Annotated in this window: 9 protein-coding genes; all 9 read right to left on the reverse strand. The window is 59.2% G+C overall.

Going from position 1 to position 15,944, the window contains the following annotated elements; genetic code table 11:
• Positions 1-289 precede the first annotated feature (289 nt).
• The gene (locus KP702_RS14450; RefSeq protein ID WP_215769284.1) at positions 290-1,669 is read right to left on the reverse strand and encodes an ATP-binding protein; all 1,380 of its coding nucleotides are present in this window, start codon (positions 1,667-1,669) and stop codon (positions 290-292) included.
• Complete coding sequence (locus KP702_RS14455) at positions 1,666-2,388, reverse strand: response regulator (RefSeq protein ID WP_202208181.1); 723 nt, start codon at positions 2,386-2,388, stop codon at positions 1,666-1,668. The genes KP702_RS14450 and KP702_RS14455 overlap by 4 nt, the downstream gene beginning before the upstream one ends.
• 333 nt (positions 2,389-2,721) lie before the next feature.
• Entirely contained in the window at positions 2,722-4,017 is a 1,296-nt protein-coding gene (locus KP702_RS14460; protein WP_215769285.1) for an exo-beta-N-acetylmuramidase NamZ domain-containing protein, read from the reverse strand.
• A gap of 40 nt (positions 4,018-4,057) precedes the next feature.
• Positions 4,058-5,563, reverse strand: coding sequence for a D-alanyl-D-alanine carboxypeptidase/D-alanyl-D-alanine-endopeptidase (gene dacB, locus KP702_RS14465; protein WP_215769286.1), 1,506 nt, complete (start codon positions 5,561-5,563; stop codon positions 4,058-4,060).
• A gap of 120 nt (positions 5,564-5,683) precedes the next feature.
• On the reverse strand, positions 5,684-8,572 hold the full coding sequence (locus KP702_RS14470) for a TonB-dependent siderophore receptor (RefSeq protein WP_215769287.1): 2,889 nt from the start codon (positions 8,570-8,572) through the stop codon (positions 5,684-5,686).
• Positions 8,573-8,815: 243 nt separating this feature from the next.
• Positions 8,816-10,888 carry a prolyl oligopeptidase family serine peptidase gene (locus tag KP702_RS14475; protein WP_215769288.1) on the reverse strand — a complete coding sequence of 691 codons (2,073 nt, stop codon included), beginning with the start codon at positions 10,886-10,888 and terminating at the stop codon, positions 8,816-8,818.
• Entirely contained in the window at positions 10,885-12,180 is a 1,296-nt protein-coding gene (locus KP702_RS14480) for a serine hydrolase (protein WP_202208186.1), read from the reverse strand. Before KP702_RS14480 ends, KP702_RS14475 begins: the two co-directional genes overlap by 4 nt.
• On the reverse strand, positions 12,177-14,564 hold the full coding sequence (locus tag KP702_RS14485; protein ID WP_237390047.1) for a penicillin acylase family protein: 2,388 nt from the start codon (positions 14,562-14,564) through the stop codon (positions 12,177-12,179). The genes KP702_RS14480 and KP702_RS14485 overlap by 4 nt, the downstream gene beginning before the upstream one ends.
• Positions 14,565-14,581: 17 nt before the next feature.
• Complete coding sequence (locus KP702_RS14490; protein WP_202208187.1) at positions 14,582-15,802, reverse strand: FAD-dependent oxidoreductase; 1,221 nt, start codon at positions 15,800-15,802, stop codon at positions 14,582-14,584.
• Positions 15,803-15,944 lie beyond the last annotated feature (142 nt).

Consider the following 15,944-nt stretch of genomic DNA (forward strand, 5'->3'; position numbering starts at 1 on the left):
GAGGAATGAAACCCGTCTGGGTGTTTTTTTGGCCTGCACATCCTGTTAGGGAGAATATGAAGGCACAGGAAATCAGTACCGAAGGCACTGGAGGAAAGCGTGATGGTTTGTACGATTGCGCGCGCTGTGAATGAGACGTCATGCTGGTGGCTCGTTTCCGAAAAAAGGGTGGGTCCGGAAGGTGCAGCGCCTTTGATTGGTATAGGGCGCTGCGTGGTAAAGCCACTGTTAAAGCTCGTCTTTTTCCAGCGTGTGTCTCAAATATTGCAGCTGTGAAATATGGTCATTATTAGCAGATTTTCGGCAGGAAAATCAGGACTTCAAGGCCACCCTCAGAACGGTTGGCCATTGTGATTTCACCTCCATTGGAGCGGACGATCGTTTGTGCCGACGTTAGCCCTAGACCGACGCCGCCTGTCTGACGGTTACGAGACTTATCGAGACGAAAGTAGGGCTCAAAAACTTCGGAAAGGGAGGCTTCAGGAATACCCGGACCATTATCACGGATATAAATCATGTAGCTGCCGTCCTGCTGTGTCTCCAGGGTGAGGGTGGGAGGCGTTGCGTATTTGATGGCGTTTTCGACGAGATTGGAGAATACGCGCTTCATGGCATAGAGCTGGCCAACGTAACCCGCCTTGGCTGGACCGTAATATTCTACACTGAAGCCTTGGTCACAGTAGTCGTTTGCAATGGTCTGCAGGAGGCCGGGCAAGTCGAACATGATGCTTTCTTCGCGGGAGGCATCGTTACGAAAGAAGGATAAGGCACCGTCGATCATGGTTTGCATTTCGTCCACATCCCGGAAGAGATGTTTCTGCTGTTCGGGGCAATCAATGAATTCGCCGCGGAGGCGGATGCGAGTCAGGGGCGTGCGAAGGTCGTGCGAAATGGCAGCCAGCATTGTGGTGCGGTATTCAATGAACTGCTGGATCTGAGCCTGCATGCCATTGATCGTTTCTGCGACCAGCCGGATTTCACGGGGGCCATCTTCATCCAGACGCGCGGAGCGTGGCTGAAGACCAAGGCTGCGCACCCCACCTGAAAGGTGTTCGATAGGTCGTGATAGCTGGCGTGAAGCAATCATGGAGACCGTGACAACCCATACTGCAAGAAACAGGAGTTGAAGGGTGAAACGTTGAAAGGCGTACAGCCCCCAAAACCGGGTAAGGGCAACACACAGGAGCCAGCTGCCATCGTCGAGGCGAATGCCTGCAAAATAGGCGTCGTGGAAGCGCGATCTGTCATATGGGAGGCCAGTTGCCTGGGAGACGGGGTTGTTTTCCCGAAAGACGATCAAGCGGTTTGGACGGTGTCGGAGATAGGGCTTAAGGAACCGCCAGCTCTGGGAAATTTCGTCGCTACGGTACTGACCATTCTCTAGCGCCTGCGCCAGTGGAGTGTGGGGTGCATACCAGGCGAAATGGACGTCATCGGTGCTGGCTGCCTGTGCCAGTCCTTCACGGTCTGATGCAGGCGCTGAGCTGACGATGCGAATGACTGACCCCACCTGACTTACAACGCCTGTTTCCTGAATATCCGGTTTGGCCCACGTGCCTCCAAAGACAAAAAACAGTTCCAGAAGCGCAAGTGTGACGACTGCGGCCAGTGTAACCGTAATGATAAGACGCCTTGCGATAGTATCTTCCATAAAAGTAAGGCGCTTCATGTGCGTGCTACTGTCGTTGAGAAGATATAACCGCCGTTTCTTACAGTTCGGATGAGGGTAGGGTTTTTAGGGTCTTCCTCCAGTTTGTGGCGAAGGCGGCTGACTTGCACATCGATGCTTCGGTCGAAAGCCGCATGGTCGGGGCCGCGTGCCATGTCCATCAACTGGTCGCGGGTCAGAACACGTTGGGGATGCTCAACGAAGGACAGAAGTAAATCGAATTCGCCGCTGGACAGCAGAACGAGAGAGCCACTGGCCGAACGAAGTTCGCGGCGGGCCACGTCGAGCTTCCAGCTCCCGAATTTGAGGATGGGGCGTGTCGGAATGCGAGCTGTTGTGGGGGCGAATTCTGTTGTGCGTCTCAGGACGGCCTTGACGCGGGCCAGAAGTTCCCTTTGGTCGAAGGGTTTCGTCAAGTAATCGTCAGCACCGATTTCCAGTCCGACCACCCGGTCAGTATGGTCGGCCATGGCAGACAGCATGATGACCGGAATTTTCGAAGACGTCCGGAGGCGCTGACAGAGGCTGAAACCGTCTTCCTTGCGTAGCATGATGTCTAGAATGACAAGGTCAATGGTCTGCGTTCGCAGGATTTCAAACATCGCCTCGCCGTCTTCAGCGACGGAAACGCAATAGTTGTGTCTCTGCAGGAAACTGGTCAGGAGCGTCAGGATGTCCTGATCATCATCAACAATGAGGAGATGAGGCATGGGTGTCATCTCTTACCTTTAACATGAAAGGTCTGCGGGATGATGTCTGGGCGGGACACGATGTTTCAACCTAGACACATATGAACAGGTTAGTAATTTTGCATATCACACTGCAAAAAAAATGCCGCACTCAGAGTTTTTTTTGTTTCTGGAAGAGGAAGGGCAGTAGCATCGTGCTCTCCGGAATGCATATTCTCGATCAAAGAAAATCCCTGACAGGCTGTCTCGTGCACATCACAAACATCCACGCATGCGGCCCCGCTGTTCTAGGTCAAATAGCCATTGGGCATGGTGCAACGGAGACGCTAAAGTTGTCGAGCAATAGTCAAACCTGTTGTTGTGTCAGTACATCAGGAACAGGTGGCGTTGCATATTGAACGTTGCTTCATCCGCTTTCCAGGTTGCCACAATATCAGGTGCTGACATGCCCTGTGAAAGCTGTCTTCGGAGTATGCTACTCCCAGCCAAAATGTCGAAGGTCGACCCGGATTTCCTCCATATTGGGCTATCCGATATCTTTATGACTGTCTGGAGCATCGCAACGCTGGTCAGCAGAGGGTCAAAAGTCTTCCGGTTCGTGATGGCAATCTGAAGCCCGTGGCATAATTGCTCCTTTGCGGTGTCCGATCCGGGCGTGAACCAGTCCTCCCTGAACAGACAGCCTGGCAGGTTTGCGTTGTTCAGGCTCTCTATCCATCGGGTTGCCTGGAGGTTAGGGGCGCCAATCGTGAGAAAAGGAAATGCCGTACCGCGACCAACCGAAAAGGTTGTACCCTCGAAGAGACATGTCCCCGGATAGGCGAGGGCTGTCGTCACGTTGGGCATGTTAGGGCTCGGCGGCACCCAGACCAGATCGGTTTCGTCCTGATAGCGGTCCCGACGCCAGCCGGTCATGGGAATGACATGCAATTCGGCAGCGTGGCCTGCCTGTTGTGGGACATACTGGCTGTTGAAGAGGCGTGCCAGTTCGCCAATAGTCATGCCATGCCGCAGAAGAAGGGGGACCCTGCCCACGAATGATGAAAATGCCGGGTCGAGGGTAGGGCCGCTGGCGGGTAGGCCTGTAATGGGATTGGGTCTGTCCAGAACCATGAACGCGACGCCGCAGCGTGCACAGGCTGCAAGTGCGTCGAACATGGACCAGATATAGGTGTAGAACCGGGCGCCGATATCCTGAATGTCGAAGACGAGAAGATCGATATCCGCAGATTTCAGGAGCGCATCCAGCTTCGGGCCGGAGAGTGTGTACATGTCGTAAACAGGGATGCCCGTGCGGGGATCAATGCTTTTGGCTTCTGAGTGGCCAGCCTGCGCCGAGCCGCGAAACCCGTGTTCAGGCCCGAAGATGGCTTTCAGGTTTACTCCCGGTGCAGCATGCAGCCTGTCTGCGATATGGCGCAGGTGGCGGTCCACGCTTGTGGGGTTGGCGATCAGACCGACTTTTCTCCCTTTAAGAGCCTGATAGCCATCAGCTTCGAGACTGTCATAGCCGGTTCGGATCGCGACAGGGGACAGACACTCACGTGGCATCCCAGAAGCGTTTGCCCAAGATAATGCAGCTGTTCCTGCGCAAAGGCCCATAAAGGAGCGGCGGCCGAGGGGTGTTTTTCGGGCTGGCGCCCCAGAAAGCTCATGCATGAATTAAGACATTATCCTTCAAAATGTGCTCTTCAGGCGATTATTCGGCCATGGCGACAGCAGTCACCAGATCGTCCATGATTTTCGTCGGATGTGGCAGACTGTCCGGCACGTCGTTTGTGAATACGGCAATCAAAAGAGTCTGACCCCGCACCGTCTGGAGATAACCTGATAAGGAGTGGGTTGCTGCGAGCGTGCCTGTTTTTGCATGCAGGTGACCAGCGACGGCCGTGCCAATAAAACGATGCACAAGCGTTCCGTCTGATGCTGCCAGCGGAAGGTCATCCCGCCATTCAGCGCCCCAGGGTTGTTGGTCAGCGAGGAGAAGGAGTTGGATCACCGTTTGAGGTGTAACGCGGTTGTAGGGAGACATTCCTGAGCCGTCGTAAAGAGAGAAGCCCACAGGAGCCAACCCCAGAGCAGTCAGAACCCGGTGGCGTTCGGCAAGGCCGTCTTCGACAGATCCATTCCCATGGACAAGAGCTAAGCGGCGGAGGAGGAGTTCGGCATGAAGGTTCTGACTGGTCTTTAGGAGATAACGGATGTCTTCTTTCAGATCTGGTGCTGGGAGGGTGGTAAGGACTTGAGCATCTGGCGCAATGATTTCGGCTGGACTGTTCGTCAGGCGATGACGAGCTTTCACAGTCTGAACCTTGATGCGCGCGTCGTGAAGCAGCGACCTGAAATGGTGTGCCGTCAGGAGTGCTGGATCGTCGATCCCGATTTTCAATGTTTGGACTGCCGCTCCTGCAGGTAGCGTGCCTGTCAGGACAAGACGGTTTTCACCGGGCTTCTTTTCAAAATTCAGCTCAGGTTTTTCATCCTGTACGGTAAGAGCCTGATTGATTACCGTCAGTTCCTCGGCTGGGGATGACCAGCGAAACAACGGGCGTTCGCCAAGGTGTGCACCGGGCTGTACGTCCAGTTCAGCGATATTGTCGTTCAGTGTAAGTGCCGAAACTGCCGTGCCCCATTGTGTCTGCAGGTTATTCCAGCTCCATCCATCACCCCAGCGCTCATCCGCGAACAACTGGTCATCAGCGATAATGGCATGAACGCGTCTGAGCTTTTTGGCGAAGACAGCATCGGCCAGCGTTTTCAGGCAGTCGGTTTTGCATGCAGCGTCATCGGAGAGGAAAGGATCTCCTGAGCCTTGGAGAATGAGATCTGGCGCGCCGTGAGCGTGGGGCGCCAGCAGAAGGGCAGTGGAATGTGTGGCTTCATCGCGCTCCAATTCGGCAAGATCAGCCATTGCGGCGGCTGTCGTGAAGAGTTTGGCATTTGACGCTGGGATGAAGCGCCCAGTGGCATTTCGGGAAAAAAGAACTTTTCCATCCCTCGTGGAAATGACAACTCCCCAGCGTACGCCCTGTTCTTGGGAGGTCCGGAGGATGGGCGAAAGTCGCTCAGCGAGGGCATACGGTCCGAGAGGGGCAGAGGAACTGTGGAAAGCACAGGCGCTCAGGATTATGGGAAGTCCGGCTGTCCCGAAGGAAAGGAAAACCCGGCGAAAACGTTTCAGAGTAAAGCTGGAGATCTGACGCATAAGACCTTGGCTGACTGGGAATTACAAAGTTCAGCCTGACGCTGAAACAATAAGAGGCTGCCTGTGCTTGGTGTGCAGGCAGCCTCAGTGCGGGGATGATCTGGAGTGGAAAAACCGCCCTTAGAATTCCATGCGAATACCGCCGCGATAAGTCCGCCCGAGCAGGTTGCTATAGGTTTCGTCGGCCTCAAGTCCGCCTTCCGGCAGAAGGATCGGAGAGGTGTTTGCGAGGTTGGTTACGGTCAGGAAAAGCTGCATCTTGCCGATTTTTTCGACCGGCAGATTGTAGGTGGCGTTCATGTCGAAGTAGAAAATGCCCGTGACACGGTTATTGTTGATCGTGGGATAATTGGCGTTATACGCTGGGCAGGTCCCCGAGCACTGAACATAGCTGTTGGAATAATTGCCTGCACTGATGCCCCGGGCGATGGCCGTGACGCTGTATCGTGATGTGCTGTAGGTGGCCGAGAAGCGGTAGATCCAGCGCGGCGGGCCGGACGAAATGTCGCCTGATGTGTCGACGGTATAGCCCACACCGGAATTAGAAACATATTTCAGGTAGTTTGTGGCCTGACCGTGGAGGGTGAACTTGCCATCGGCGTCGCGTAGCAGGCGGCGCAACGGGAAGCTGTAAGAAGCGTCGATATCGATGCCACTGGTTTCAAGATTGGCAAAGTTGAACGGAGAGGCACTGATGAGAAGATCACGCGTCCCACTCGGATCGGGACGGACCGCCGAACAGAAGGTCGTGTATCCTGCATAGCACTCATTAATGATGGACTGCGGATAGAACTGTTCGATCGCACCTTTGATCTTGGTATGGAACCAGTCAACCGAAACCGCCAGGCCAGAAACATATCGCGGAGTGATGACGGCGCCGACGACGGTTGTGTTAGCCGTCTCGGGACGCAGTTTCGTATTACCTGTCGTCGTGGAGAGAACGGTAGCCGTCTGACCCGTGACCGGGTCGAGCACGCTCGTCGTCTGGGATGTCCCTGCATTGTAGAGTTCGTTAATGTTTGGTGCACGGATGTCGTGCGACTGGGTGGCGCGGAACAGAACATCCCTGACAGGTTGCCACGTTCCGCCGACTTTCCATGTCGTGACATAACCAGAAGTCGAGTAGTTCGTTCCGCGGACGGCACCGTTAAAGGACAGACCTTTTGCCAGCGGCACGGCGGTCTCCAGGTAAGCTTCCTTGACGTTGTAGTGCCCAAAGGTCGGCCGGTAATTGCCGACCGACCAGCCCGACTGGTATTCTGCCGGAACGTATCCCGAGGCACGCTCGTCACGATATTCGCCACCGACGGCGACGTTCACATCTCCGGCCCATGTCGCAAAGGGTATCGTGGAGAGGTTTACGCCCGAGACGATTTCCTGAAACCGCTGATTTCGCCATGGTGCGCCAAGAGCATAATCAATGGCCGATGACGACATAACGCCCGTTCCCAGCCAGTCGATCGGGGAGCAGCCATCGCCTGGGTTGGTCAGGGAAGAGCGGCAGACAGTCTGTCCGGCCGAGTTTCGCACGGCATCTGTCGCATTGGCGATCTTTGCCGTGTTCATGACGTTGTAGATCTGCTCATGTGTATGGGTGACGCCATACTGGGCGTAGGCGTTCCATGAGGCGCGTTTGCCGAACATCTCGAAGTTGCCTTCGCCACCGAACGTATAACGCTGGACGTTGCGGAGATTGTCAGTCCGGCGGTAGGGCATGTCGAGCGCAGTCGTCCCGACAGTGACGTTCGAGACATTCTGAAGTGCGTCAGCGCCAAGAGCATCCACAAGATAGGGGTTGGTCCCTTTCAGTGAGATTGAGCTGAGATACTGTGGCCCGGCATTGTAGACGTATTCGCTCTCATTGTAGGCACCCTCGGCATACAGGGTCATCCACGGCGCGACATCGTAGCTCAGGCGTCCGAAGAGATTTTTACGGTCGCTCTGAGGTTCCAGGCCAATGTTTTTGTTATTGTTGGCCAGGTTCTGATCACCGCCGACCGAGACGCTGGAGGTCGACAGAGAGCCGTAATTGTAGTGATTGACACTTCCGCCCGGACCAAAATAGATCCCACGCAGCGAATTGGTCACGCCTCCCTTGGAGGCATTAATGATCCCTCCGGGCATAACGTTGTTGGTTCCTGCATTACCAACACGGATGTAATAGGGCTGACCGTTTCCCGCTGCATAGTCGGGATTGGCGATAATGCGGTCGCCGTTTCTGTTCCAGCTGCGGTTTACACTGAAAATGCCGTCCTGATGGGCAATGTCGCCACTAAGAAGAACGTGCCCCTTCCCATGTGCGAAGCCAAAGCCGCCAGCTATGGCGGCATGCTGGTTCTCTCCATCCCCATAGTCCGAGATGCCGGAATCCGTAGTCACCTTCAGGCCTGTGTAGGTCTTGTCGAGTACGAAGTTCGTGACCCCTGCGACAGCATCGGAGCCGTACTGCGCGGATGCTCCTCCCGTCACTACATCCACACGTTTGACCAGCTGCTGTGGGATTGTGTTGATGTCGACAATCCCGGTGATGGCGGATGGCGTGATCCGTCGTCCATCCAGAAGCACGAGTGACCGGACGGCACCAAGATTACGAAGGTTGAGTGCGTTGATGCCAGCGAGGCCATCACTTAGGGAATAGGCGGAATTCTGAGGTGTCTGGCTTCCTGCGAATTGCGGCATCTGATTGATCAGGTCAGCAATATTGTTGCTTGGAGCCTGATTCAGGATTTCCTGCTGGTTAAGGGAGCTGATGGGGGTCGGAGACTTGATATGCGCGTTCGCAATGTGACTGCCCGTAACCGTAATGACTTCCCGGCTGGCCTTAACCGGTTTTTGAGTTTTTTTGTGCTCCGCGGAGGATTTTGTAGAGTGAGATGATGTGTCCTTGGCATCGGCAGGGCTGGACACTGTTGCGGCAGCATAAGCCTGCTGCGGCACGAGGTACGCTGCGCCCGACGACAGAGCTGCAAAGGACAGGAGATAAGACTTCAGGGGCAGTCTGGCCGTCATACCCTGGTTCCCTCATAAACGCCGATGGGCGATGATGTTGCGATATCGAACTAATATTGCATGCCTGCAACGCAACCGTCGATTTCGAAACTGCGCGCGCTATATAACCAAAAGTTAAGTGCGCGACATCCCCTTACGTTTCATGAAGGCAACATTTTGTTGGTGACGGGGAAGGATAGGCCTCGGTTCCCGTCCGGATTTGCCTTTTGGAAATGTTTGTCCCGCACGCAGATCCGGCAGGAGTCAGTTTGGCTGTACGGCTGGTAACTTTGTGTCAAAGAAATGCAGCGTCCACAGATAGGCGTTCAGCCAGTCCTGTGTTCGCAGGAAGGCGTGGCGTTCACCGGGGAAGACGTGATCTTCGAACGGAATATTCCGTTCCACGAGCATACGGGCCAGCAGGACGGATTGTTCGAATTCGACGTTGAAGTCGTCATCCCCGTGGATCAGCAGGACTGGTGAGCGCCAGTGCGCGATGTCGGCAATTGGGGAGGAGCGCCACTCGCTCTCCTTTTCCCGTTGCTTCTCTTCGGGAGAGAGGCCTGAATGATCTGGTTCCGTCATGTCATGGACACCATGAAAGTCCGCGCCAGCGACAAACAGGTCGCTGTTGCGGGCCAAGGCCAGAGCCGTCAGATAACCACCCCAGCTTCCACCCCAGATGCCGATCTTGCTGGGGGCCACGTCGGAGCGGCTGCGGAGGAACAGTCCGGCTGCGTGAACGTCCTTGTATTCACTGGCGCCCGCGCGGCCGATGCCGGGGGCGGTTCGGAAGTCCACGCCGTAGCCGGTGCCGCTACGGTAATTGACGGCCAGCACCACATATCCGCGCGATGCCAGAAACTGGTTCATGGCGTAGGCATTGGAATAATAACCCATCAGATTGAAGGCCGGGAGCATCTGCCGGTGCGGGCCGCCATGGACGAAGACCAACGCGGGATGCGGACCGGGTGTTCCAGCGGGAGGCAGGAAGATCTGTCCGTGAATGTCGCGGCCGTCATCGCTGCGGAAATGCACGATCTGAGGGGGCGTGAATGTGAAGCCGTTCGGGACAGTGGGGATTACGGGCAGGTGCCGGACAGTGTTCTGAAGCACGACCGGGTGGGCGGGCTGGTCTGTGCCTGTAGCCATCATGGCAATGGCCGGTCCCGCCAGTGTGAGGTCCATGACCTGTTCATTGGGCGCGCTCAGGGCCACGGGCTGGCTGTTATCAAGGGGCTGGGACCAGGCGCGCCAGTGATCCGGATCACCGATATTGGCCGTGTAGATCAGACGGGTTTCATCCGCTGACAGACGGTAGGACGCGATTTCGGCTTGATCCGGCGTCAGGCAGCGTGGTGTTGCGGCAGGGGCGGTGACGCTGAGGGCGCAGAGGCGCAGCCAGCCGCTGCCTTCCCACGGGAACAGGAGCTGTCCGTTGCGGGTCCATGTCAGGTCCATGCCTTCGGGCGCCCAGAAGCGGTTCCCGGCACCTTTCGGTGCAGTCCAGAGCGTGTGCTCCGCGCCAGATGCGGTGTCATAGACCTGAAGGGACCAGAAATGTCCCTTGCCGCGTTCGGCCGTCATCAGGGGGTGATAGGCCCGGACGAAGGCAATGGAGCGGCCGTCTGGCGAGAAGGTCGCTTCCTGATCGTGGCCCAGTGCGGCGGGCAGGAACACGGGTGCGGCGCTGCTGTTTCGGGCGTTCCAGAGCGCGATCAGACTGTGGGAGCCACGGTCGATTTCGAGCGCGAGACGGCTGCTGTCCGGGGACCAGTGCAGGGCGGTGATTTCGCCCGGCGTGGTCATGACCACACGCGGCGTCTGGCCCGGCTGTCCGACCAGAAGGGCACCGCCGCGCATGAAGGCCAGCAGGCGTCCGTCCGGGGAAAAGACGGGACTGTGTCCTTCTCCGGCGGTGGTCGTCCGGCCGTCGGGCAGGAGGACCCGCACGGTTTCCTTGCCCGGGATGGCCGCGTTGCCGGGATTGGGGGCGTGATCGTTGGGATATTCGGCATCGCCGCCTTCGACGAAGGCCAGTGTCCGCCCGTCCGGGCTGAGGGCGAGGCCCCACAGATCGGTTCCGTCATCCTGCATATAGGCGGTGACCTTGCGGGGGACCGCGCCTCCGTCGGAAATCAGGATGTTACGGATGCCGTTCCGACGTTCCACCCAGGCTAGACGCGCTGTTTTTGCGGCTCCTGTCAGCCCGTTGGCATAGGGCATGGCCAGCAGGGCGCCCAGCTGGGTTGCGTCCTGCGTGGAGGCCGCGATTGCGCCGGAACAGGTGGCCGCGAGCAGCGCTGAGGCGGCGAGAAGGGACAGTCGAACAGTCATGGGGCTGATTTCCCGGCTCCGGCGAGGGCGGTGAAGATCTCTTCCTCGATACTGGTGAATGATGAATAGACACCCGGGCGTTCCTGCCCGGCATCGGGGAAGCCGTCCGCTGCAAACAGGAAGCCATCGCCGGTTGCGGGGTCGTACCAGAAGCCCGAATGCAGCGAATAGGCATCGCCGAGGTGACCCGCCAGATCGCCGGAATAGCCTTTATAGGGCCGGGTTTCGCGGCCCGAAGAATCCCGCGCTCCGGTCAGGCGCGCCATGCTCAGACCATAGCTGGCGATCGGGTAGGGGCAGTCGCCATTCTGTCCGTCATACTGCCAGGTGGGGGTCTGCATCAGGGCGATGCTGTGGGCCGAAAGCAGCGTTCTGCCGTCCAGGGTGCCGTGGCCGAGCATGAAGCGGGCAAGACGGGTCAGCCCTTCCATGGAGATGCGCAGGCCGCCCTGAGGGGCGAACAGCGTGCCGTTCGTACCCGGCGTGTAGGTGGCGAGGGATGCGGCGCTCCAGCTGGGAGTGAGGGGCTGGGTGTCGGTTTCTGCCTCCCATCCTTTGGGCCGGTGGCTGTAGAGCGTGGCCAGACGGTCGGGATGGGCGAGGGACATACGGTTATAGCCGCCGTCTATCCCGAGCGGATCCAGCACATGTGTCTGCTGGTAGTGGTCGAAGCGCTCACCGCTGACACGCTCCATGATCGTGCCGACGAGGCCGTAGCAGAGATTGCAGTATTCAAACCATGTGCCCGGCGCGTGTACGTCACCATGCGCGAAGTGGTAGCCGAGCTCACCGGGTTTGCGGGTTGTATCAAAGAACTCGCTGATCTTATGGTCCGGTGGGAGGATGTAGCCGTCGGCATCCCGGATGCTGGAGGTGTGGTTGAGCAGCATTCGCACGGTGATGGGTATCCGGAGGAAATCCGGGTTGCGGAGCCGGAAGCCCAGATAGTCCGAGGCATCGTGATCGAGGTCGATCTTGCCCTGCTCGACCAGTCCCATCAGCCCGATGGTCGTAACGACTTTCGAGATTGAGGCGATGCGAAAGAGGGTCTGTGGTCCGACGGGAACCGTTCCGCCCGAGGTGCGTCGTGCAAATCCGCCGTAATAGTTGTAGGCGACGCGACCGTGCCGCAGGCGGACGGCAGCGATGGCGGCCAGCGGGCGGACTTCGCCCTGTGTCAGGACGCGATCCAGCGCGTGGGTGGTTTCGGTGGCGGACTGTGTGTGTGTCTGGGCGTGTGCTGCGGATGACAGGACGGCGATGGCGGCGAGTGTGAGGCTCCGGATGATCATGGTTGAGTCTCAGGCAACAGGGTGATGCGCCGGACCGCGGCGGTATCGACACTGTGGGTGCTGAAGGACAGCGGCTGCATGGCGCCACGCAGCCAGACGGGCAGGAAATCGGCGTAATGCGGAGATTTCGGATCGGCGGACTGTCCGGGAAAGTTGAGATACAGCGAGCGGTCCCAGTGCCCGACGTCACACACCATCAGATAGCTGGCGCCTCCCGTCGTGGCATAGGCGTCGGGACCGCCGGTCTGGGGGCTGTACCAGCGTGCCATGACGGTATAGGGGTCCCCGCCGCTCTGGGCCGAAAGGCCGCCGACCGTGGGGAAAGCCGTTGCGATGGCCGGGACGGAAGCGAGCGGATGACGCAGCGTGATGGTATGGAGTGCCCCCCAGCGCCATGCGGCGGGAAGCGGGCCGAGGCGCTTCCGCAACTCCTGAACGGCTTCCCGGAACTGTTCGACGAGCATCCTGTTCCGCGCGCTCACTGGATCTTTGCCAAAGCGGGCATCGGGGGACTGGAACAGGGAGAGCTGAACCGTGGCGTTCACAGGGCCCGGCAGTAGGTCGTGAAGAGTGGCCGGGATGATGAGCGCGTGAAGGGCGCGTTCGAGCCGGGTCCACCAGACTTCATACAGCGCTGCTGCCGCACTTGAAGCATCGACGCGGCCGTTCCATGCTTTGAGCACTGCAGCCTCTGCGGCAAGGTCGGGCGGGACGTCGGGCAGGAGCCGGACCATTTGCAGGGCCAGCACGGAGAATGTGTCGTGTTGCAGGGCCACGCTGTCGCCAAGGGTCGCATGCGGTGTGGCATCCAGCATTTGGGCCACGCGCTCGTGTCGGAAGCCGTCACGCCATTCGAAACTGACGCGCCGTTCCTCGACCGGATAGCCGGGGGGCAGGTTCATTTCGTTGGATGTTCCGAACCAGCCGCGTGCGGGGTTGAAGCTGCTGGGCAGGGCTTCGAGCGGCTGAAGGCCCTGCCAGTCATACCGCCCGTCTCCCGGTGCGGGCATCAGCCCGTCATGTCCCGGTGCACGACGGGGCAGACCGCCTGCGGCCTGCCAGCCGATATTGCCGCTGGTGTCGGCATAGGTGAAATTGGTCGGGCTGGTATGGACGCGCAGGGCTTCGCGAAAGCTGGTCCAGTCATGGGCCAGATTGATCCCGATATTGGCCAGAAGCCCGTTCGCGCCGGGGGCAAGCCAGGTGGCGGAGACCGCCGTGGCGCGGTTGCGTGCCGGATCACGCGAGACGACCGGCCCGTGCACGGAATAGAACAGGCTCACCATGCGCTCGGCCTCGCCACGGACTGCGATCCGCGTCTCGACCTGTTCCATGCGTTTCCAGCCGCCCTGATGGGCATAAAGCAGCGGGTCGGCGGGGTTGGTGCGCAGGATGAACAGGTCTTCCTGATCGATATGGAAATTCGTCCGTCCGAAGGCGATCGTCGCGTTATGGCCTTGCATGACGCCGGGCATGCCCGCGCCACCGCCGCCGATCACATCCAGTCCCGGCGCCGTCAGATGGATGACGTGACGGGGGCCGGGCACGCCGAAGGACAGATGCGGGTCGTTGGCCAGAATGGGACGGCCGGTCGCGGTGCGGGAGGGGGCGATGACCCAAGAATTGCTGCCCTCATTCCGTCGTCGCGTCTCGTCCTCGGCGGCTGCATGGAGGTCGTGCCGTGGTAGGGGGGCCTGAAGCACACCGAACAGTCCGAGGTCGTCTTCGCAGATGGCGGCGGTGTCCAGCCCTTCTGGGACCCGCAGGTCGTGGACGGGTTCCAGCGGCGTGATGAGGGCGTCGTAGGCCAGTGCTCCGCGTGCGGCCAGTCGGGCGCGGCGGACTTCAGTGCGGGTGTTGCCCGTGACTTCGGCGCGGACGCGGATCAGGTCCAGCACGTCCCAGTGCAGCGGTGTGGCAGCGAAAATGCCGAATTCCGGCGGCAGGAGCGAGGGCGTGACGGTGACTTCCGCGATGCGCGCGTTGATCCCGGCGACATAGGCGCGTGCGCAGTCCTGCGTCAGGGAGGGGAGGGCGGCGAGTTCGCGTTCGGCGTCTCCGCGGAACAGCACCAGCCGGTTGGCCGTGTCGGAGGGCACGAAGGCCGGGCCGAAGACTTCCGCCAGTCGGCCCAGAGACTGACGATGGCCGAAATCCAGCTCCCATAGCCTGTCGCGCGCGACCAGATAGCCGTCGGCAAAGAAGGCGTCGGGGATGGTCTGCGCGCGGACATGGGGGACGCCCCAGCGGTCTTCGAGAACTTCGACCGGCTGGCTCAGGCCCAGCAAGCTCTGAAGGGGAGAGGCGGCGCGTGCGCTACGTCCTGGCATGGACAGGGCGGCGGCGACGCCGCCAAGAAGAACCGTGCGGCGGGTGGCCTGCATAGAAACCTGTTCCTTTCTCAGCTGACGGCGCGGGTGTCGAACCCGGCCACGATCTCTTTCAGTCTCAGGCCCGAGCCGACCGAGAGTGTGAAGCCAAGGGCACCATGCCCCACATTGAGCAGAAGATTGTCATACCTGGTGCGGGCGATGATCGGAACGCCGGTCGGGGTGGCGGGCCGCAGTCCGGCCCACGGCGTATCGTCGCCCTGACCCAGTGCGCCGGGAAGCGTCTCCGCCACAAGCGCGCGCAGTTCTCCGAGGCGTTTTGGGTTCAGATCGGTATTTTCCGAACCGATATCGACCATTGCGGCGACCCGCAGGCGATCGCCTAGACCGGCATAGACCACGCGGTTGTCGTAATCCGTCACGCTGACTGAGGGCACGAGGCCGGGACGCGGACGCGTGGTCAGGCTGTAGCCTTTCAGGCCGTAAAGCGGCAGGTCAATCCCGAGCGGGCGTGCCAGTTTCCGGGAGCCGATCCCGGCTGAGAGAGCCACAAGATCAGTCTCAAAGGGCTTGCCATCCAGCTGGACTTCGCATCGGTTTTTCGGGCCTGTTGTGAGCGTGGCGTCGCCTTGTATAAAACGAAAGTTCGGAGAAGCTGCGAGGGCTTCGCGCAGAGCCTTGCAGAACAGGAAGCAGTCCCCGACCTCGTCCTCAGGCGAGAAAATCCCGCCTGCAATCTGCCCGCGCAGACCCGCGAAGGCGGGTTCAACATCAGCACATTCGGAAGGCGAGAGCGTGCGCTGGAGCTGCGGATCGCTGACGGATTTTGCGGCTTTACGGAAGGTAGTGGCGTTCCTGTACAAGACGAGTTTTCCCGGACGACGCCACAGGAAATCGCCCAGACCTTCCTCGCGATAGTTCTGAAGCTCGGCCTGTCCGCTGAGAGCCAGATCAAGCAGGACTGCGGCGTTGCGGCGGTTTGTTTGCCGGTTGCAGGCGAACAGGAACGCAAGCAGCCAGCGCCACTGATGCGGATCGGCTTTCAGTCGCAGCGAGATCGGAGAATTCGGGCGGAACAGCCAGCCCAAGGCGTCCTGCGCGATACCGGCGTCGGCCAGCGGGCTGACATAGCGGTAGCTGAGCTGGCCGCCATTTGCGAAGCTGGCGTCCTGTCCGACGTCCTCGCGGCGTTCGATCAGGGTGACGTCATGTCCGTCTCGAACGAGGGCGTAGGCGGCTGTCAGGCCGATAACGCCTCCGCCGATGATGGTGATGGTCCGTTTTCCGGCCATAAAAATCCTGAGCGTTCAGAGGCTGGGCGTGGTGGAGACGCTGCGATCTCCTGCGCCGTTATCATGCCCAAAACCTACAGCCTCCAACTCAGTCGGGCTAATGCAAAGAGGCCATCTTTCCATAACCTGTGGTTAAGGTTTT

Source organism: Gluconobacter sp. P5B12 (assembly GCF_018812035.1).
Lineage (GTDB): Bacteria > Pseudomonadota > Alphaproteobacteria > Acetobacterales > Acetobacteraceae > Gluconobacter.